This is a genomic window from Nocardia sp. NBC_01388, from assembly GCF_045040085.1.
Taxonomy (GTDB): domain Bacteria; phylum Actinomycetota; class Actinomycetes; order Mycobacteriales; family Mycobacteriaceae; genus Nocardia.
The window spans coordinates 8,034,265-8,054,663 of record NZ_CP109553.1; the positions used below are offsets into that span (position 1 = coordinate 8,034,265).

The 20,399-nt window shown below is 66.2% G+C and carries 17 protein-coding genes and 1 pseudogene; 12 read left to right on the top strand and 6 right to left on the bottom strand.

The features are described from left to right. Window positions 1–58: 58 nt before the first annotated feature. The 7 genes and pseudogenes from OG716_RS37945 (at window position 59) to OG716_RS37975 (ending at window position 7,943) form a co-directional block, all read left to right on the top strand. Window positions 59–1,528 carry a nitrate/nitrite transporter gene (locus tag OG716_RS37945; protein WP_405135041.1) on the top strand — a complete coding sequence of 490 codons (1,470 nt, stop codon included), beginning with the start codon at window positions 59–61 and terminating at the stop codon, window positions 1,526–1,528. Window positions 1,529–1,554: 26 nt separating this feature from the next. Continuing rightward, entirely contained in the window at window positions 1,555–4,092 is a 2,538-nt protein-coding gene (nirB, locus tag OG716_RS37950; protein ID WP_405135042.1) for a nitrite reductase large subunit NirB, read from the top strand. 145 nt (window positions 4,093–4,237) lie between these two features. Then, window positions 4,238–4,651 carry a nitrite reductase small subunit NirD gene (gene nirD, locus OG716_RS37955; protein WP_405135043.1) on the top strand — a complete coding sequence of 138 codons (414 nt, stop codon included), beginning with the start codon at window positions 4,238–4,240 and terminating at the stop codon, window positions 4,649–4,651. Continuing rightward, window positions 4,648–5,793: pseudogene (locus OG716_RS37960) on the top strand (uroporphyrinogen-III synthase); the annotation flags it as partial. The gene nirD and the pseudogene OG716_RS37960, both read left to right, overlap by 4 nt. A gap of 485 nt (window positions 5,794–6,278) precedes the next feature. Further along, window positions 6,279–7,148, top strand: coding sequence for a sirohydrochlorin chelatase (locus OG716_RS37965; protein ID WP_405135044.1), 870 nt, complete (start codon window positions 6,279–6,281; stop codon window positions 7,146–7,148). A 91-nt stretch (window positions 7,149–7,239) separates the two neighbouring features. Continuing rightward, window positions 7,240–7,461: a hypothetical protein gene (locus OG716_RS37970; RefSeq protein ID WP_297612875.1), complete on the top strand. Its 222-nt coding sequence runs from the start codon at window positions 7,240–7,242 to the stop codon at window positions 7,459–7,461. Window positions 7,462–7,532: 71 nt separating this feature from the next. Then, a complete protein-coding gene (locus tag OG716_RS37975; protein ID WP_405135045.1) occupies window positions 7,533–7,943 on the top strand; it encodes a nuclear transport factor 2 family protein in 411 nt (136 codons plus the stop codon). Between the two features lie 58 nt (window positions 7,944–8,001). Here OG716_RS37975 and OG716_RS37980 read toward each other — a convergent pair whose 3' ends face one another. Further along, window positions 8,002–8,655 carry a TetR/AcrR family transcriptional regulator gene (locus OG716_RS37980; RefSeq protein WP_405135046.1) on the bottom strand — a complete coding sequence of 218 codons (654 nt, stop codon included), beginning with the start codon at window positions 8,653–8,655 and terminating at the stop codon, window positions 8,002–8,004. 205 nt (window positions 8,656–8,860) lie between these two features. Here OG716_RS37980 and OG716_RS37985 point away from each other — a divergent pair, with 205 nt between their 5' ends. Together OG716_RS37985 and OG716_RS37990 are read left to right on the top strand one after the other, a co-directional pair. Further along, window positions 8,861–10,228: a flavin-containing monooxygenase gene (locus tag OG716_RS37985; protein WP_405135047.1), complete on the top strand. Its 1,368-nt coding sequence runs from the start codon at window positions 8,861–8,863 to the stop codon at window positions 10,226–10,228. Window positions 10,229–10,245: 17 nt separating this feature from the next. After that, complete coding sequence (locus OG716_RS37990) at window positions 10,246–11,397, top strand: serine hydrolase domain-containing protein (protein WP_405135048.1); 1,152 nt, start codon at window positions 10,246–10,248, stop codon at window positions 11,395–11,397. Between the two features lie 41 nt (window positions 11,398–11,438). Here OG716_RS37990 and OG716_RS37995 read toward each other — a convergent pair whose 3' ends face one another. After that, window positions 11,439–12,590, bottom strand: coding sequence for an RNA-guided endonuclease InsQ/TnpB family protein (locus OG716_RS37995; protein ID WP_405135049.1), 1,152 nt, complete (start codon window positions 12,588–12,590; stop codon window positions 11,439–11,441). 89 nt (window positions 12,591–12,679) lie between these two features. Here OG716_RS37995 and OG716_RS38000 point away from each other — a divergent pair, with 89 nt between their 5' ends. The 3 genes from OG716_RS38000 to OG716_RS38010 are packed head-to-tail and all read left to right on the top strand — an operon-like array spanning window position 12,680 to window position 16,886. After that, window positions 12,680–14,338, top strand: a complete 1,659-nt coding sequence (locus tag OG716_RS38000; protein WP_405135050.1) for a class I adenylate-forming enzyme family protein — start codon at window positions 12,680–12,682, stop codon at window positions 14,336–14,338. Between the two features lie 5 nt (window positions 14,339–14,343). Next, window positions 14,344–16,089, top strand: coding sequence for an amidohydrolase family protein (locus OG716_RS38005; protein ID WP_405135051.1), 1,746 nt, complete (start codon window positions 14,344–14,346; stop codon window positions 16,087–16,089). A gap of 14 nt (window positions 16,090–16,103) precedes the next feature. After that, window positions 16,104–16,886 carry an SDR family NAD(P)-dependent oxidoreductase gene (locus OG716_RS38010; RefSeq protein WP_405135052.1) on the top strand — a complete coding sequence of 261 codons (783 nt, stop codon included), beginning with the start codon at window positions 16,104–16,106 and terminating at the stop codon, window positions 16,884–16,886. 107 nt (window positions 16,887–16,993) lie between these two features. Here OG716_RS38010 and OG716_RS38015 read toward each other — a convergent pair whose 3' ends face one another. From OG716_RS38015 to narH, 4 genes are all read right to left on the bottom strand, one after another. Then, a complete protein-coding gene (locus OG716_RS38015) occupies window positions 16,994–17,188 on the bottom strand; it encodes a hypothetical protein (protein ID WP_327141779.1) in 195 nt (64 codons plus the stop codon). A gap of 122 nt (window positions 17,189–17,310) precedes the next feature. Further along, complete coding sequence (gene narI / locus OG716_RS38020) at window positions 17,311–18,045, bottom strand: respiratory nitrate reductase subunit gamma (protein ID WP_405135053.1); 735 nt, start codon at window positions 18,043–18,045, stop codon at window positions 17,311–17,313. Beyond that, window positions 18,042–18,722 (bottom strand): nitrate reductase molybdenum cofactor assembly chaperone, encoded by a 681-nt coding sequence (gene narJ / locus OG716_RS38025; RefSeq protein WP_405135054.1) that lies wholly within the window; start codon window positions 18,720–18,722, stop codon window positions 18,042–18,044. The genes narI and narJ overlap by 4 nt, the downstream gene beginning before the upstream one ends. Continuing rightward, on the bottom strand, window positions 18,719–20,398 hold the full coding sequence (gene narH, locus OG716_RS38030) for a nitrate reductase subunit beta (protein WP_405140221.1): 1,680 nt from the start codon (window positions 20,396–20,398) through the stop codon (window positions 18,719–18,721). The genes narJ and narH overlap by 4 nt, the downstream gene beginning before the upstream one ends. Window position 20,399 lies beyond the last annotated feature (1 nt).

The window sequence follows — 20,399 nt, forward strand, 5'->3', positions numbered from 1 at the left end:
TTGCGGCAATACCGGTTTCCTACCTTGAAGTCATTCAGATTTCAGGAGGGCCGGGAAGATGCTGACGCGCAATCACGACATCGAGCACTGGGACGCCGAGGATGTCGATGCCTGGGAGGCCGGTGGTAAGAACATCGCGCGCCGCAATCTGATCTGGTCGGTCTTCGCCGAGCACGTCGGATTCTCGGTGTGGTCGATCTGGTCGGTCATGGTGCTGTTCATGCCGACCGCCGTCTTCCATATCGATACAGCGGGCAAATTCTTCCTGGGCGCGGTGCCCACCCTGGTCGGCGGCATCATGCGGATTCCGTACACCGTCGCCACCGCGAAGTTCGGCGGTCGCAACTGGACCATTGTCAGCGCGCTGGCACTGCTGGTGCCGGTCCTGCTGACCCTGTACTTCATCAACAAGCCCGGCACCTCGTATACGACGTTCCTGATCATCGCGGCCTTCGCGGGTCTGGGCGGCGGGAATTTCTCCTCGTCGATGTCGAATATCAATGTTTTCTACCCGCAGCGGCTCAAGGGCTGGGCGCTGGGCATGAACGCCGGCGGCGGCAATATCGGTGTGCCGGTCATCCAGGTGGTCGGCCTGGTGGTCATCGCGACCCTCGGCAGTGCGTACGGCAACGCTTCGGCGGTCTGCCTGGTGTACCTGGCGCTCATCGTGGTCGCGGCGCTGGGTGCGGCCCTGAACATGGACAATGTCAAGAACCAGAAGGCCGATCTGTCCTACATGCTCAAGGCGCTGCGGGTACCGCAGTCGTGGGCGATCGCGTTCCTGTACATCGGCACCTTCGGTTCGTTCATCGGCTACAGCTTCGCCTTCGGTCAGGTGCTGCAGATCAGCTTCAAGGCAGGCGGCGCGACCGCCGCTGCCGCCGCGCTGCATGCCGCGCAGATCGCCTTCGTCGGACCGCTGCTCGGTTCGCTGGCACGTCCGTACGGCGGTAAGTGGGCCGACCGTGTCGGCGGCAGCAAGGTCACGCTGTACACCTTCGTCGCCATGACCGCGGCGGCCGCGGTGGTGGCCGTCGCCAGCACCATGGGCGACAGCACCGGCAGCCCGAAGGGTGGTGTGCTGGTGGCGCTGATCATCGGATTCACCACACTGTTCGTCATCTCCGGTTTCGGCAACGGCGCGGTCACCAAGCTCATCCCATCGGTGTTCGAGGCGAAATCCCGTAGCCTGCCCGGTGATTCGGCGGCCCGGGCGGCCTGGGCGCAGAACAGCTCCGGTGCGCTCATCGGTTTCGTCGGCGCCATCGGCGCGCTGGGCGGCGTCGGAATCAACCTGGTGCTGCGCTCCTCCTACGCGTCCACCCAGTCCGCTACCACCGCCTTCTGGGTGTTCATGGCCTTCTATGTGCTCTGCGGGGCGGTCTGCTGGATGGTCTTCATGCGCCGTCCGAGCCTGCGAGCACTGGCTCCCGCGGACCCCGGAGTGGTTGTCGAGGCCGAGGCTCTGGTGCTGAAAGCCGAAGCCGCAGAGACCGATTCCACGTCCACCACGTCTGCCCGGGCCTGACTCGCATCTTTCTCGAAAGGACTGTCATGACGCACACAGTCGGACACAAGACAGCGGTTGTCGTCGGCCACGGCATGGTGGGACACCGTTTCGTGGAGGCCCTGCGCTCGCGCGACGAGGCGAATACCTGGCAGGTCATCGTGCTGAGCGAGGAGCCGCTCGCCGCTTACGACCGCGTCGGTCTCTCGTCTTACGTGGGCCTCTGGGAGACCTCCGCGCTAGCGCTGCCGGGCAATACCTACGAGGGCGACGCGCAGGTGCAGGTGCGCCTGGGCGTGCGCGCCGACAGCGTGGACAAGGCCGCACGCAAGGTCACCACCTCCACAGGCGACGTAATCGGTTACGACGCACTGGTTCTCGCCACCGGTTCGTACGCCTGGGTGCCGCCGGTGCCGGGTCACGACACCCCCGAATGCTTCGTCTACCGCACGCTCGCGGACCTCGACGGCATTCGCGCTACCGCCGAGGCGGCCGGTCCGGGTGCGGTCGGCGTGGTGGTCGGTGGTGGTCTGCTCGGCTTGGAGGCCGCCAACGCACTGCGCCTGCTGGGCATGACCCCGCACGTCGTCGAGTACAACAACTGGCTCATGCCCGCCCAGATCGATGAGGGCGGCGGCGCGATCCTGGCGCAGCTGGTCACCGAACTGGGTCTGCACGTGCACACCGGCGTCGGCACCTCGACCATCGAAACAGTCACGGACGCACCGCTTTCCGAGCGCCTTAACGTCACCCTCTCGGACGGCACCGAATTGCGCACCGCCATGGTGGTTTTCGCCGCCGGTGTGCGCCCGCGGGACGAGATCGCCCGCGAGGCCGGGCTGGAGGTCGGGCCGCGCGGCGGCGTCATCACCGATCTCGGGCTGCGGACCTCTGATCCCAGCATCTACGCCATCGGTGAGGTCGCCGCGGTGGAGGGCGTCTGCTATGGCCTGGTCGCACCGGGTTACAGCACCGCGGAGGTCGTCGCGGACCGATTGCTCGGCGGCGCAGGCGAATTCCCTGGCGCGGATATGTCCACCAAACTGAAGCTGCTCGGTGTGGACGTGGCCAGCTTCGGCGACGCGCACGCCAAGACCGAGGGCGCGCTCTCTGTGGTGCTGCACGATGCCGCCAAGGGCACCTACGCGAAACTTGTTGTCTCCGATGATGCCAAGACGCTGCTCGGCGGCATTCTGGTCGGCGATGCCGCCCAGTACTCGGCACTGCGCCCGCTGGTGGGCCGCCCGCTCCCGGCCGAACCCGCCGCGCTCATCTCCCCGGCCGGTGCGGAATTGGGCGCGGACGCACTGCCCGACGATGCGCAGATCTGCTCCTGCAACAATGTGACCAAGGGCGCCATCTGCGGCGCGATCGCCGAGGGCGCCTGCGATGTGCCGGCCGTCAAGAGCTGCACCAACGCCGGAACCTCCTGCGGCGGTTGTGTTCCCATGCTCAAGAAGCTGCTGGAGCAGTCGGGCGTGGCGCAGTCGAAGGCGCTGTGCGAGCACTTCACGCAGTCTCGGGCCGAGCTGTTCCACATCGTCCAGTCCACCGGCGTGCGCACCTTCTCCGCGCTGATCACCAAGTACGGCACCGGATCCGGCTGCGATATCTGCAAGCCGACCGTCGCCTCCATCCTGGCGTCTACCTCCAGCGATCACATCCTCGACGGCGAGCAGGCCTCGCTGCAGGACACCAATGACCACTTCCTGGCGAATCTGCAGAAGAACGGCACCTATTCGGTGGTGCCGCGCATGCCCGGCGGTGAGGTCACCGCCGATCAGCTCATCACCATCGGTCAGGTCGCCAAGGATTTCGGCCTGTACGTGAAGGTCACCGGCGGTCAGCGCATCGACCTGTTCGGTGCGCGGGTGGAGCAGCTGCCGCTGATCTGGAAGCGCCTGGTCGAGGTGGGCATGGAATCCGGTCACGCGTACGGCAAATCGCTGCGCACGGTGAAGAGCTGCGTCGGCTCCACCTGGTGCCGCTACGGCCAGCAGGATTCGGTCGGCATGGCGGTACTGCTCGAAAAGCGCTACCGCGGCTTGCGCTCGCCGCACAAGCTGAAGCTGGGCGTTTCCGGATGCGCCCGGGAGTGCGCGGAGGCGCGCGGCAAGGATGTCGGCGTCATCGCCACCGAGAACGGCTGGAACCTCTACGTCGGAGGCAATGGCGGTCTCACCCCGAAGCATGCGGTGCTCTTGGCCGGAGCCCTCGACGACGAGACGCTCATCCGCTACATCGACCGCTACCTGATGTTCTACATCCGCACCGCGGATCGCCTGCAGCGCACCGCGCCCTGGCAGGAGGCCCTCGAGGGCGGTATCGACTACGTGAAGCAGGTGGTCTGCGAGGACAGCCTGGGCATTGCCGAGGATCTGGAAGCGGCCATGAAGCGCCATGTCGCGGGCTACCGGGACGAGTGGGCGGCCGTGCTCGACGATGAGGAGAAGCTCTCACGCTTCGTCACTTTCGTGAATGCGCCGGAGGAGTCCGATCCGACCATCGGCTTCGACGACAGCGGCGAGCGCAAGGTGCCCGTATTGCTGGGTGTTCCGGAGCTTCCGGCCCGCCAGGTGCTCTGAATACGGTGCGGTATCGCCACTGTGACCAGACGCTCACCGCTGTGACCGGCGACTTTGCCGCTGCCACGCATGGGAAATGACTGCTTAACCGCACGGAAACAGGACGTCGGTACCAATAGGTGAGGACGTTCGGAGGAGAGTACCGATGACCGTGATCGACACACCCGGCACCGTGACCAGCCTCAGTGGCTGGACCCGAGCTTGCCGACTGGATTACCTGATTCCCGGCCGCGGCGTGGCGGTGCTTCTGAAGGGTGGCCGCCAGGCGGCCCTGTTCCTGACCGACGACGGCACGCTGTATGCCGTAGGCAATATCGATCCGTTCGGCCGGGCCGCGGTGATGTCACGCGGCATCGTCGGCGATCGCGGCGGTGTTCCGGTGGTGGCGTCCCCGCTGCTCAAGCAGAGTTTCTCATTTCTCGACGGTAGCTGCCTGGACGATTCGGGTGTCTCGCTTCCGGTATACGCGGTGCAGGTGGTGGACGGCGTGGTCTCGCTGTCCAACGAGCCCATGCACTTCGCCGACGGTCCTGGATCGTTCGACGGCGGTACGGCATGACAGAGCCCGACGCGGGCACTCCGCTCGCCGGTTTCACCGTTGGTATCACGGCAGCGCGGCGGGCCGACGAGCTCGGCACGCTGCTCACCCGTCGTGGCGCGAATATCGTTATGGCTCCGGCCATTCGGATCATCCCGTTGGCCGATGACAATGAGCTGGAACGGGTGACGCGCCAGCTGGTCGCCGAACCGCCGCAGATCACCGTCGCCACCACCGGTATCGGTTTCCGGGGCTGGATGGAGGCGGCGGAGGGCTGGGGCCTGGCCGAAGACCTGCGCGCCACCCTGGCCGCCACTCGTGTGCTGGCCCGCGGGCCGAAGGCCAAGGGCGCCATTCGCGCCGCCGAGCTGCGCGAGGAATGGTCGCCGGCCTCGGAGTCCTCTGCCGAGGTGCTCGATCATCTACTCGCCCAGGGGGTCGAGGGCGTACGGATCGCCGTGCAGCTGCACGGCGCCACCACCGAGTGGGAGCCCGTACCGGACTTCTGCGAGGTATTGCGCTGTGCCGGAGCCGATGTGGTTCCGGTGCCGGTGTACCGCTGGACTCCGCCGCACGATCGCACCCCGATGGACCGCCTCATCGAGGCCATCGTGACCGCCGGCATCGACTGCGTCACCTTCACCAGCGCTCCCGCTGTGGCGTCACTTCTCATGCGTGCCAAGGAAACCGGTCTGCTCGAGGCGGTACTGCACGCCCTGCGCGGCCGGGTGCTCGCGGCCTGTGTCGGTCCCATCACCGCCGCGCCGCTGGAGGAGCTCGGGGTGGCCACGACCATGCCCGGCCGTGCCCGCCTGGGTGCGCTGGCCCGCCATGTGGCCGAGGAACTTCCCCGCCGCGCCAATCGAATTCAGGCCGCCGGACATATTCTGAGCGTCCGCGGCAGCTGCGTCGTCGTGGACGGCGAGGTGCGTCAGCTGGCCCCCGCCCCCATGGCTCTCATGCGCTGCCTGGCCCGCCAGCCCGGCCGCGTCGTCTCCCGTGAGGATCTGCTCGCCGCCCTCCCCGGCGGTGGCGACGACACCCACGCCGTGGAAACCGCCATCGCCCGCCTCCGCGCAGGCCTCGGCAGCCCCAAGGCCATCCAGACCGTCGTGAAACGCGGCTACCGCCTCGCCCTCGACCCGGCCGAGTGCATCGACAACCCGCGCCCGATCGTCCCGAGCCCCGCTGTCCGCCAGCAGTTCCCGAACCGCACCTCCGGCCTCGGCACCCGCCAGGACATCCCCTCCCGATACCCGGTTACGGTCCGCCCCGCCGAACCGCCCACCGGCGGAACGGCGCGCGCGGCCTTCCCGCCCGCGCCTGCCGGCACACCCCGCCCGACAGAACACGTTCCCGCCTCCAGTGCCGCTGCCCGCCAAGGATTTCCGGCACGCCCGGTGAACGCGCCGCACACCGGCACATCGCCGGCGGCTGGTTCCGGAGTGCCGGTGCGCTCGCCGGAGTCGGCACTCGGATATCAAACTCCCGGCTCGTCCCAACCGGTCGGCTCCGCACCCGATGCCGCTGTCCGCCAGGGTGTTCCGGCGCGGCCGGCGACTGTGCCGCACAGCGGTGCACAGCCGCCGGTGGGTGGTTCCGGGGTGCCGGTGCGGGCCACTCGGCCCGCGCCCGTTGCGGAGGTCTGGTGAGCAGCCCGGCGCTGGTGCTGGTGGCTCATGGCACCAGGAGCACGCGCGGCGTGGAGATGATCGCCGCGCTGGCCGAAGCCGTGGCGCGGGAGCTGGGTTCTGAGTTTGCCGGTGGCACAGCAGAGTTCGTCGCCGCGTCGCTCCCGGAGACAGGTGCCGGTGCCGCGTTCGGGGCCGCATCGGCATCGTCGCGTGCGGACCTCGCACCGGACGTGGTGTCCGGTGCGAGGTCCGTGACCGATTTCGGTACGGCCGCAGCTGCGCCGCGGGTGCGTACGGCATTTGTGGATGTGCTCGGGCCTTCACCTGCCGAGGTGTTGCGGGATCTGGAAGCCGTTCCCGCCGTGGTGATTCCGGCCTTTCTGGCGTCGGGATACCACGTGTATCAGGATGTGCCGCGAGAGGTGGCAGCGAGTGCCCATACGGCGGTCGCGGTCACCCGTGCGATGGGTCCGGATCCGGCGCTGGCGGCGGTCATGCGCATGCGGTTGCGGGCGGCGGGGTGGCGTCCGGGGGATGCGGTGGTGTTCGCTGCCGCCGGATCGTCGGATTCCCGGGCGCGGGAGGATGTGCGGCGGGCGGCCGATCTGCTCGCCGAGCAGATCGCGGCGCCGGTCCGGTTGGCATATATCGCCACCGGTGAGCCCCGGGTTCCGGAGGTGGTGGCCCGGGCGCGTGCGGCGGGTGCGCGGCGCGTATTCATCGCCTCGTACCTGCTGGCGCACGGGTTGTTCCACGAGCGCCTGCATGCGGCGGGTGCGGACGGGGTGGCCGAACCGATCGGCGTGCATCCCGCCGTTGTTCGGTTGCTGGTGGATCGCTATCGCACCGCGGCGGATACTCTTGCGGCCGTTCGCGTCGCCTGACCGAATCGCCGAAATTACCGGGTGTTTGGTGGTTTCCGCATTGCCGTGGCAATGTGCAAATCAAATTCCATTGCGCTCGGAGGGTTTTCTGTTGAAGAAGCTTGTCGTCACCGCCGGTCTGATTGTCGCCTGTGCCGCAGGGTCTTTCGCCACCGCGTCCACCGCATCGGCCGTCTCCGGTCTGTACGACCCGTGGACCGCGTGCAAGGCTTCCGGCCTCTCGGACGAAGCATGCAGCCAGCAGGTCAACGCCAATGATCCGGCCGCGCCCGGCACCGGGTTCGGCTGGACGGGTTCCGCGGCCGCGCACTGATCTACCCGGTGGGTGACCACTGACCGGAACTGATGGGTGACCGCCGTTCACGGCGAGCCGAGGATGGCGGCATGCTCGATGCCGAACATCCCGCTCGCCGTGCCGGTCTCGCCTCGCAGGCTGCGGTGCGCGGCAGGCGCAAGGCAGAATGGCTGGCCTTGTTCGCGCCGGAGGCCCGGGTGGAGGACCCGATCGGTATCTCTCCGTACGACCCGGTGGGGGACGGCCATGCCGGTCCCGAGGCCATCGCGGCCTTCTGGGATATGGCGATTGCCGACAGCAGCATCGACTTCCGCCTCGCCGATTCCTATGCCTGCGGCGATGAGGTCGCCTTCGTCGGCACCATTCGCAGTGCGCGCGGCGGCCGCCTCGTCGAGGTCGACGGAGTCTTCACCTATCGGGTGAACTCGGCCGGGAAAATCGTGGCATTACGCGCCTTCTGGGAATTGAAACAAGCGCGCACCACATTTGCGCCGAACTGAGTCCACCAGAAAGCCGAACCGAGTCCGCCAGAAATTTGCCCGGCTCGCCGAAATCGGTTCAGGCGCCGGGCGTGTGCAGCGCCGGGAACCAGATATCGGTCAGCACGGTCGCGGCCTGATCGGCGGACACATCGATCGTCCCCTGCATGGCCCAGCGCGTGAAGAACCGCTCCAGCTGCGCCACCAGCAGCTCTATCCGCAGCCGCGCCTCGTCCTGCTGATCGTCCGGCCAGCGCGACAGGTACGAGGTCATCACATTCGGCACCGCGAGAATGCCCTCGCGCGCCACCTCCCGGAACTCCGGTTCCAGCGCCGTCGCCTCGTCCCAGGCGGGCAGCAGATCCTTGTACTCCTGGAACCAGTCGATGGACCGCCGCATCCAGGCTGCGAACTCCTCGCGCGAGCCGGTGTCGAGCACATGATCGAGGTCTTCGTAGAAGTACTGGACGCTCGGCAGCGCCCCCTGTTCGGCGATGGCGCGCAGCACATCCGGTTTGCCGGTGAAATGCAGATAGAAGGTCGCGCGGCTGCAACCGACCGCCGCGGCGATGTCGTCCACCCGTACCGGTGCGTATCCCTGGGTGGTGAACAGCCCCTTGGCCGCCTCGATCAGACGGCTGCGGGTGAGTCGTTTCTGCTCGTCGCGCAGGGAGGTGCGCCGGGTGGTCACTCCCGCGGGCTGGGCGGGATCAATGGCCGGTTCGGTCTGCATGGGTGCTGGCCGCCTTGGTTCGGGTGAGCGAAAGGCGCCCGTACGGCGGCCTTTTCCGATGCTCGAGTCTACGTCTGTCAGGGCTTTCCACCACGATGATAGACGTTTGTTCATTCACTAGACACGGTGTCTAGCGAATGCTAGCGTGTGTGTCACATCACGTCCGGCCGGGCAATGTGACCCACCGCCGAAGCAGGAGAGTGAATTGGAAACCCGTGAGTTGCCCAGGGTGTGCGTCATCGGCGCCGGCCCGTCCGGCATCACCACCGCAAAGCGCCTCGCCGAATACGGCATCCCCTTCGATTGCTACGAAGCCTCCGATCAGGTGGGCGGCAATTGGTACTTCAAGAACCCGAACGGCATGTCGGCCTGCTATCAGAGCCTGCACATCGACACCTCGAAGTTCCGCCTGGCGTTCGAGGACTTCCCGGCCCCCGACGAGTGGCCGGACTTCCCGCACCACACGCAACTGCACCAGTACTTCAAGGACTATGTCGAGCACTTCGGCATCGGCGATCGAATCATCCTGAACACCAAGGTGATCTCGGCCGAGCGCGACGCCCAGGGTCTGTGGGAGATCACCACCGATACCGGTCGCACCGAAACCTATGACGCGCTGCTCGTCTGCAACGGTCACCACTGGGACCCGCGGATGCCGGACTATCCGGGTGAATTCGACGGTGTGCTCATGCATTCGCACGCCTACAACGATCCGTTCGATCCGATCGATATGCGCGGCAAGCGCGTTGTGGTTGTCGGCATGGGCAATTCGGGGCTGGATATCGCCTCCGAACTGTCGCAGAAGTTCATCGCCTCGAAATTCTTCCTCTCCGCCCGCCGCGGCGTGTGGGTGCTGCCGAAGTACGTGAACGGCAAGGTCGGCGACAAGGCCTCCATGCCCTCCTGGATGCCGAAGAAGCTGGGGCTCAAGCTCAAACAGCGCTTCGTGGTCAAGAATCGCGGCTTCATGGAGGATTACGGCCTGCCGAAGCCGGATCACCTGCCGTTCGAGGCGCATCCGTCGGCGAGCGAGGAATTCCTGCACCGAGCCGGTTGCGGTGATGTGGTGTTCAAGCCCGCCATCACCCGTCTCGACGGTAAGAATGTGCACTTCGCCGACGGCAGCGTCGAGGAGGTGGATGTGGTGGTGTGCGCCACCGGCTATCACATCAGCTTCCCGTTCTTCTCCGACCCGGCGCTGCTGCCCGATGCGCGCAATATGCTCCCGCTGTACCGGCAGATGATCAAGCCCGGCGTGCACAATCTGTTCTATATGGGCCTCGCACAGCCCCTGCCGACCCTGGTGAACTTCGCTGAGCAGCAGTCGAAGCTGGTGGCCGCCTACCTGTCCGGCAATTACGCGCTGCCGTCCCCGGCGGAGATGCGCGAGACCATGGCCGCGGCCGAAGCCCTGCGCAGCGGGACGTACTACGACTCGCCCCGGCACACCATCCAGATCGAATTCGAGCCGTACGTCCGCGATCTGCAGCGCGAAATGGCGCGCGGAGCCAAGCGGGCCGCCGATCGCGGGCACGCACTGCCGGTGCCGGCGCGCGCCTCGGCCAGAGTCTGAGAGAGGGGCGGAACGGAATGAGCACTGTGGCTGGATTCTGTGCCGACGAATTCGCTGCGGTCCGTGCGGCTTTCACCGAACAGGTGGAGTCCGGGGCCGAACTCGGCGGCGCACTCTGTGTGACGGTGAACGGCGATCCGGTGGTCGATCTCTGGGGCGGTTACGCCGATCCGGAGCGGACCACGCGCTGGCGTGCGGACACCCTGGTGAACAGCTTCTCCATCACCAAAACCATGACGGCGCTGAGCGCGCTGCTGCTGGTCGATCGCGGTGAGCTGGACGTCTACCAGAAGGTGGCGCACTACTGGCCGGAGTTCGCGGCCAATGGCAAGGCCGATATCGAAGTGCGGCAATTGCTTTCGCACACCTCCGGGGTCTCCGGCTGGGAAGCGCCGATCGAGATTCCCGATATCTACGAGCTCGAATCCTCGACGGCGCGCCTGGCGCAGCAGCCGCCCTGGTGGGAGCCGGGCACGGCGTCGGGATATCACGCGCTCAACTACGGGCATCTGATCGGCGAGCTCATCCGCCGGATCGACGGCCGCACGCTGGGCCGGTTCTTCGCCGAGGAGCTGGCTGGTCCGCTCGGTGCCGATTTCCACATCGGCACCGGCGCAGAGCATTTCGAGCGCATCGCCACCATCGTTCCGCCCGAGTACCCGGAGTTCGATCAGTCGCTGCTGCCGCAGGACAGCGTCATGTTCAAGACGCTGTTCCAGCCGCTGCTGGACTTCGACATGTGCTCCACCCCCGGGTGGCGGCAGGCGGAGCTCGGCGGCATGAACGGCCACGGCAATGCCCGCTCGGTGGCCCGGGTGCAGTCGCTCATCAGCAATGGCGGGGAGTTGAGCGGCCGGAAGTTCCTGTCGGAGAAGACGATCGATCTGATTTTCGATCAGCAGGTCGACGGCGTCGATCTGGCCATCCTGCTACCGCTGCGCTTCGGCATCGGCTACGGTCTGCCGAAGCCGGAGACGGCGCCGCAGGTCCCGGACGGCCGGGTGTGCTGGTGGGGCGGACTGGGCGGATCCATGGTCGTCAACGACCTGGATCACCGGGTCACCTTCGCCTACACCATGAACCGAATGGCGCCCGGCCTGATCGGCTCCGATCGCGCCGACGCCTATCTGAGGGCAGCCTTCGCAGCGGTACGAGATTCGAGGATTTGATTCTTAATGCTTCCCCGGCCTGAAGGCAGGGGATTTCACGCTCAGACCGCATCCGAACCATCCGCCCGAGGGAGGTGATCCGATTGTCTTACGTCGTCGACACGTGTGTGGCCACGCTCTGCCACAGCCAGAATCACTCTGGCAGCGTTCCAATCCCGGTCGGCGGTAAATCCGCAGCGGTGGCATCGGAAGGTTCGTTCTCCGAGTGCAAGTCGCTGCTTGGCTCTCGCGAAACAACTCGAACACGTCATGCTCATATAGGCGGGCTGCACCAACACCACCCTCCGGCCAGCCCGCACACCACGCCCGATCAACTCCCGCTTCGCCGCACCGATCGCCGCATCCGCGGCTTTGCGCGCCATCGTGGACTTCGCCAGAAACGTCGGCTTGAAATCCTCCACCGCGATCAACTCATGGTTGTCGACAACACCTTTCGCCCACACCAGCGAATCGTGTTGGGTTTGTCGGGCCGCTTTCTTGTGAAGCTTCGCCGCAGTACGCGTGGCCCGATTGTCTCCGCGCGACTGTGGGCCGCGTTTGACGTGCCGTCGGGCCACCTTGCGTTGCTCCCGAGCCAGTTCCGCCGCGCAGCGTTTGCGATGCCCCAGATACGGCAGATCGAACGCGGGGTCGGTCGAGGTGGCGGTGACACTCACTCCCCAGTCGATGCCGATACCGTCCACAGCAGTGGCCGCGGGTTCAATCGTGCGGCGGACGACGAACGAGGCGTGCCATCCTCCGAGCGAATCCTGGGTCACCCGAACACTGGTCGGATCAGATGGCAACTCCCGCGACCACACCACCGGGATACTGACACCTTTCGCCAGCACCAGACGCCCGTCTTTGATGCTGAATCCGCGGCGCGTGTACTCCAACGACACCTGGGTCGTCTTGCGCGGCTTGAACTTCGGCCGCCCCCGTCCCTTGACGGTGAACGATCGACCGAGCGCTTGTGCGTAGGTCCGCGGCGTCTGCTGCTGCGCGACCTGCGAACCCTCCCGCAACCATGCGCTGCACGAGCGTGCCTTGGTCAGAAGCTTGCTGAGCTTGCCGAAGGTCGGCTTGTTCCCCGCCTTGTGCTGATTGACAGCCTCGTTCCACAGGTACCGGCAGCGATGCCACTCGGCCAGCAGAACAGACTCCGCTGTGCGGCCGGGCCGCAAGCGAAAGCTGTACCGCACGACCTCATCCACAGCGGAAAACTCTAGCCGCGACCACCGACACAGAACGGAGGACGGCGCTTCCTCTCCTCGCGAACGAGGGTATCCGCGCCAAACATCTGATGACGAAAGCCATTGATCTCCAGGCACTGGCCGCGCAGGTCGCCGCCGGTCTCACCGGTCCAGGCGGGCCATTCGAGATGACGATGGAGGAGGTGCTGGGTGCGCAGATCCCGGTCTTTCACAATCGCCGTCGCTCCCTGCTGGAGCTACTGGAGGCCTCCCGCGCTCTCGGCGACCGCGACTACCTGGTCAGTGCCGATAGGCACATGACCTTCGCCGAGCATTACGAGGCGGCGGGCGCGCTGGCGGCGGCGCTGCAGCAGCGCTACGGCATCGGCAAGGGCGACCGCATCGGCATTCTGGCCGCCAATCGCCCGGAGTGGGTGCTGACCTTCTGGGCGGCGCAGCGGCTGGGCGCGATTCCGGTCGGCTACAACGCCTGGTGGGCGCCGCTGGAGATCGACTACGGTCTCGAGCATACCGAGCCGGTGGTGGTGATCGCCGATGCCAAGCGGGCGCAGGCGCTGGCCGATGCGGGCGCGCGGGTGCCGGTCATCACCATGGAGCAGGATCTGCCCGCCCTGGTCGCGGAATACGCGGGGGAGTACCCGGTAACGACTGTGGCAGAGGATGATCCGGCGTGCATCCTCTACACCAGCGGCACCACCGGCCGTCCCAAGGGCGTGGTGCATTCGCACCGGAACATGGTGGCGGTCGCGGACTATCACCGTTTCACCGATGCGCTGATGGCGGGCTTCCGCGGGCTGCCGTGGGACGGTTCGCCGACCAGCCGCCGCTTCCTCACCACCTCACCGCTGTTCCATATCGCGAGCCTGCACAATCTCGCGGTGCCGCGCCTGAACACCGGTGATGCGGTGATCTTCCCGTCCGGCGGCTTCGACGCCGACAAAATCCTGGGGCTCATCGAATCCGAGCGCATCACCAACTGGGGTGCGGTGCCGACCATGGCCAGCCGCCTGCTCGACGCCGATCTCACCAAGTACGACCTGTCCTCGCTGTCGGGCTTCTCGCTCAATGCCGCGCCGTCCTCGCCCGCACTGCAGCAGCGGTTGCGCGAGCGGCTCCCGGTGGCGCAGGTCGCCTTGACCACCAGCTACGGCTGCACGGAGAGCGGTACCGCCGCCACTATCGCGGCGCCGGCGGATCTGCTGGCCAATCCGGAAGCGGTGGGGCGTCCCATCATTGCGGTCGCCGTCGAAATCCGGGATCCGGAGGGCAATGTCGTGCCCGACGGTGTGGAGGGCGAGATCTGCATCCGCAGTCCGTATGTCATGCTCGGCTACTGGAACGACGAGGCGGCCACCGCCGCGTCGATCGATGCGAACCGCTGGTTGCGCACCGGCGACTTCGGCTTCGTCTCCGCCGGTGTGCTGCAAATGGCCGGTCGCCGTTCGGATCTCATTCTGCGCGGCGGTGAGAACGTGTACCCGACCGAGATCGAGAACGCGCTCGACGCGCATCCGCTGGTCCAGGAATCGGCCATCATCGGCGTTCCGCACGAGGACCTCGGTCAGGAGGTCGCGGCCATTGTTGTTGTCGCGGATCCGGATTCGGTCACCGAGGATGAGCTGCGCGACCATGTGGCGCAGCGGCTGGCCTATTTCAAGGTGCCCGCCCGCTGGCTCATCACCGCTGATGCGTTGCCGCGCAATGCGACCGGCAAGGTGCTGCGCCGCGACCTGTCCCTCGGGGAGTGAAGACCGTGTACGAGACCATCATCAAGGGCGGGCGCTGGTTCGACGGCACCGGAGCGCCGTCGGCCATTCGCAATATCGGCATTCGGGACGGCCGGATCGCGACTGTCACCACCGACGCGCTCGACGAAACCGGCTGTGCGCGAGTGATCGACGCCGCCGGGCAGTGGGTGCTGCCGGGCATGCTCGATATCCACACCCACTACGACGTGGAGGTGCTGCTGGATCCCACGCTGTCGGAATCGCTGCGGCACGGCGTCACCACCATTCTGCTGGGCTCCTGCTCGCTCTCCACCGTGCACGTGGGCGGTACCGATGCGGGCGATCTGTTCGGCCGGGTGGAGGCGATTCCGCGCAAGCATGTGGTGGCGGCGATCGACGGCCTGAAGACGTGGAACAGCGCGCACAGCTATGTGGCCGCACTGGAATCACTGCCGCTGGGCGCGAATCTCGCTGCCTTCATCGGGCATTCGGATATTCGCGCCGCGCAGATGGGGCTGGAGCGCGCCACCCGGCCGGATGTGGTTCCCACCGAGGCTGAGCTGAAGGCCATGGAGCACAAGCTCAGTGAGGCCCTCGACGCGGGCTTCGTCGGCATGTCCTCGCAGCAGCTGCTCTTCGACAAGCTCGACGGTGAGGTGTGCCGTTCGCGCACTCTGCCCTCGACCTATGCCAAGCCCAAGGAGCGTCGCCGGCTCAATCGCATACTGCGCGACCGCAAGCGGACGCTGCAGGGCGGTCCGGATGTGGCCCGGCCACAGAGTCTGGTCGCCATGGCCGCCAGCAGCCTCGGCATCTTCCGGCCGAATCTGAAGGTGAGCCTGCTCTCGGCCGCCGATATCAAGGCGATTCCCGGTGTGGTGCAGATCTTCCCGCTCATCGGCAAGGTGCTCAACCGGCTCGGCGGCGACTTCCGCTGGCAGCATCTGCCGGTGCCGTTCGAGGTGTACTCCGACGGTATCGATCTGCCGGTGTTCGAGGAATTCGGTTCCGGCGCAGCGGCTCTGCACCTGTCGAACCAGCTCGAGCAGCGGCGCGCGCTGCTGGCAGACGAGAGCTACCGGCGCACCTTCCGCAAGGATTACGACAAGAAGTGGGGCCCGCGGGTCTGGCATCGCGACTTCTTCGATGCCGAGATCACCGAATGCCCCGATGCGAGCGTGATCGGCAAGACCTTCGGTCAGGTCGGCGTGGATCGCGGCGGTGTGCATCCGGTGGACGCCTTCCTGGACCTGGTGGTGGAGTACGGGCCGAAGGTGCGCTGGCGCACCACCATCTCCAATCACCGGCCCGAGGTGCTGGACAGACTGGCCGCCGATCCCAGTGTGCAACTGGGCTTCTCGGATGCCGGGGCGCACCTGCGCAATATGGCCTTCTACAACTTCGGGCTGCGGCTGCTGAAGCGCGTGCATCGCGCGCAGCAGGACGGGCGGCCGTTCATGAGCGTGGAGCATGCCGTGCACCGCGTCACCGGTGAACTGGCCGACTGGTACGACCTGGATGCCGGGCACCTGCGCGTGGGTGACCGCGCCGATGTGGTCGTGCTCGATCCGGCGCATCTGGACGAGAGCCTGGATGCCTACGCGGAGAACCCGATTCCGGAGTTCGGCAATCTCTCCCGCATGGTCAATCGCAATGACGACACCATTACCGCCGTCCTGGTGAACGGTGAATACGTATTCGGCCTGGGTGACAAATCCCCGGCACTAGGCAAAGAGCGCACCGGGCAGTTCCTGCGCGCCGGTCGACGCTGAAAGAGGAGTTCATAATGAGCACAGGCAGATTCGGCGGTAAGACCGCCGTGGTGACGGGCGCGGCCTCGGGTATCGCCGCGGCCATCGCCGAGGCGCTGGTCGCCGAGGGTGCGAATGTGGTCGGTCTCGACATCGATGAGGCCGGATTGCGGAAGAAGGCCGCCGAACTCGGCGACGCCTTCGTGCCGGTGGTGGCGGATGTGACGGTGGAGGCTCAGGTCGCCGCCGGAATCGAAGTCGCCGCAACGCGTTTCGGCCGGCTCGAGGTGGCTTTCAATGTGGCGGGCGGCTCCCGCATCGGTGCCGTGACCGATCTCGCGGAGGCCGACTGGGACTTCACCATCGACCTGGTGCAGAAGAGCGTCTTCCTCTGCACCAAACACGAGGCCCGCCTGATGCGCGAGAGCGGCGGCGGCGCCATCGTCAATGTCTCGTCACTGGACGGCCGAGTCCCGATGCCCGGCGGCAGCCCGTACTCCACCGGCAAAGCGGGTGTGGTCATGTTCAGCAAGAACGCCGCCCTCGAGCTGGCGCAGCACCGCATCCGCGTGAACTCGGTCCTGCCCGGCCTGGTGGACACCCCGCTGACCGCCGCCGTCATGGGCTACGAACCGGCCAAGCAGATGTTCCTCGACCGCATCCCGATGGGCGCGGCGGCCACCGCCGCACAGATAGCGGCTCCCTGCCTGTTCCTGGCCAGCGACGACGCGTCCTACATCACCGGCACCGAGCTGGTGGTAGACGGCGGCTGGGAAATAAGCAACTTCCCCAACCTGGCCAAGCTCGCCGGCGGCTGATCGCCGTCACTCTCGCCACGTCAACGCCGGTCATCAGCAGCAGCTGATGGCCGGCGGTCGTTCCGGCGCACGGCCGTTCCGGAGGTCGTGCAGATCGGGCGGGAGGGCTATTCCTCTTTGCTGCCCGCGTCCAGGCCGAGCATCTGCAGGAGGTATTCGCAGTCGGCTACATCCAGGGCGTGACCTGCGACTGTGCGGGTGGCCATGGCGTTCTGCTTGATGGTCGCGGCTTTCTCGGCAGCGCGTGCGGCGCCGAATTCGCTCTGCTCTTCAACAAGGATCGTCTGTCGTGCCGAGGTCATAGAAAACTTCCCGGGGCTGCGTCGGGTTGCCGTATCCGAATGACTCGGGTCAACTCCGCCTATATACCCTCACCCTACGGGGTGCGGATGGTTATAGAAATGAAATGGGGCTGCGGCCGTCGTCAGCGGCGTGGTACGGCGGGCGATTCCCAGGCCTTGGCGAAGCGGCGTTTGTCCGTGGCGTTGGTTTCCTTGCTGCGATAGACGATGTAGGGGCGGACCAAATAGCCGACGGGGGCGCTGAACATGTGGACCAGGCGGGTGTAGGGCCAGACGCCGATCAGGGTCAGCACGATGAGGCCGTGCACCTGGAAGGTCCAGGGCGTGCCGACCATGAGGTCCGGATGCGGGTGCAGGGTGAAGAGGCTGCGGAACCAGGGGGAGACGGTTTCGCGGTAGTTGTAGGTGCCCCACAGCAGATTGCTGCCGAGGGTATTGAGCAGGCCGGTGACGAGCGCGCCGGCGAGCAGTACGTACATGAGCAGATCGTTGCGGGTGGTGGCCATACGGACGGCGGTCACGGTGACCCGCCGGTACAGCAGGATGGCGATGCCCGCGATGACGGCGACGCCAGCGACGGTTCCGGCGGATACGGCGACCACGTGATAGAGGTGCTCGGAGATGCCGACGGCATCGGTCCACGATTCGGGGACGAGCACGCCCAGCACATGACCGCCGATGACGCCGAGCATGCCGAAGTGGAACAGCGGACTGCCCAGGCGCAGCAGCCGCGACTCGTAGATCTGCGAGGACCTGGTGGTCCAGCCGAACTGATCGTTCCGATAGCGCCAGAGATGGCCGAGCAGGAACGAGGTGAAGGCGATATAGGGAAGTGTCATCCACACGGTGGAGGTCATCGGCGGCTGTCCGTTCCGGCGAAGGTGATCGGGTCCATCGCGAAGGGATCCAGGCCGACCTCTTCGTCCGGCGGGCCCTCGGCGGCCAGCTCGGCAATGCGCCGGCGGTCCGCGGTGGTGAGCGGGGGCATGGTGGCGGTGACGGCGGCGAGGATGCCGGAGTAGGGGGAATCATTGTCGGACAACGACAGTCGCAGCAGTTCCAGTACCGGGACGTGCTCGCCGAGCAGGCGTTCGCCGCCGACCGGGTCGACGGTGGCCGCGAATTCCAGCAGCACCGGCAGGTGATCGGGGAGTTCCTCATCGCCGAGTTCTACGCCGCCGTGCCGGTAGGCGTGCTTGAAGCGCAGCAGGGCCATACCGCGTTTGCGAGTGTCACCGTAGGCGTAGAAGGTCAGGTGCAGAGCGGCGCGGCGGCGCATATCGAAGGTCTCGACGTACTCCTGGGCCAGAGCGATGGGGTTGCCGGTACGCAGGTGGGTGAGGATCGGTTCCAGGAACGGCCGAATGGTGTCGGGCAATTCCGCTGCGGCACCGGATAAATCGTCGAGAGTGGCCAGTAGCGCGGCGCTCGGATAGTCCAGCAGCAGGGCGGCCAGCCGCCACACCAGTCGCCGATCCCGGTCCGACAACTGAACGGTGGGCTCGGGGCGTTTGCGGATCTTCAGCAGACTCATCGCACTGCACCGCTCGGCTGGGGAGTCTCCGGCTCGGGGGTATTGCCATTGCCGTTGTGGGCGTCGACATTGCCGTTGTGGGCATTGTCCGCGCGGGCGGGTATCAGCCCGTCGGCGCTCTTCCCATCCCAGTTCAGCAGGTTGATCCGAGCCGACTTCTGCTCCGGCGCAGCGATATTGCTGTCCGTGAGATGGAATTTCTCGGCCACGACATCGAATGCCGTCATACCGGGCCCGCCATCGGTATCGAGCGAACATCCGGTGGCGAGCGAATCCAGTTCGTGGGCACGGGAAGTCGCACCTGACGGAATCACATACCGGTGCTCGTACTTGGCGATGGCGAGCAGCCGGTACATCGCTTCGATCTCCTCCGGTTCCAGCCCCAGCGCATCCGGAATGCTCATATCGGGTTCCTGCCCGAGATTGATCGACCGCATGAACGATCGCATTCCGGCCAGACGTTGCAGTGAGTCCCGCACCGGCCCGACATCACCGGCGGTGAACAGCTCGGCCAGGTACTCCAGGGGAATTCGCAGCGCGTCGATCGCACCGAACAGGTTGGCGTGGTTCTCACCGTCGTGCCCGGTCTCCGAGAGCACATCCACCACCGGCGACAGTGGCGGCACGTACCAGACCATGGGCATGGTCCGGTATTCCGGATGCAGCGGCAGTGCGATCTTGTAATCGACGATCAATTTGTAGCAGGGCGAATCCTGAGCTGCGGCAATCCATTCCGGCGAGATACCGGCCCGCTCGGCTTCGGCGACCACCCGTGGATCGTGGGGATTGAGGAAGACCCCCAGCTGCGCCGGATACAGGTCCTCATCATTCTCGACCGACGCCGCCTCCAGTACCGCGTCGGCGTCGTACAGCATGACCCCGATATAGCGCAGCCGCCCGACACAGGTTTCCGAGCACACGGTCGGGATGCCGACCTCCACGCGCGGGTAGCAGAAGGTGCACTTCTCCGCTTTGCCCGTCTTGTGGTTGAAGTAGATCTTCTTGTACGGACATCCGGTGACGCATTGCCGCCAGCCCCGGCATTTGTCCTGATCCACCAGCACGATGCCGTCTTCGGACCGCTTGTAGATCGCACCCGACGGGCACGCCGCCGCGCAGGAGGGATTCAGACAGTGTTCGCAGATGCGTGGCAGATAGAACATGAAGGTCTGCTCGAATTCGAGCTTCACCTGCTCGGACAGTTTGGCCAGCAGCGGATCCTTACCGACCTGCTCGGGCCCGGAGCCGAGCGAATCGTCCCAGTTCGGTCCCCAGGTGACCTTGGTGTCCTTGCCGGTGATCAGCGATTTTGGCCGCGCGACCGGGCTGGTGTCCATCTGCGGTGCGGACAGCAGGTTTTCGTAGTCGTAGCTCCACGGGTCGTAGTAGTCCGACACGGTGGGCAGGTCCGGATTCGCGAAGATATTGAGCAGCCGCTGCATCCGCGACCCGGACTTGAGCGACAGCTTGCCGCGCCGGTTGCGAACCCAGCCGCCCTTCCACTTCTCCTGGTCCTCGTAGCGGCGCGGATACCCTTGTCCCGGACGGGTTTCCACATTGTTGAACCACATGTACTCGGTTCCGCCGCGATTGGTCCACGCCTGCTTGCAGGTGACGCTGCAGGTGTGGCAGCCGATGCATTTGTCGAGGTTCATGACCATCGACAGTTGCGCCATG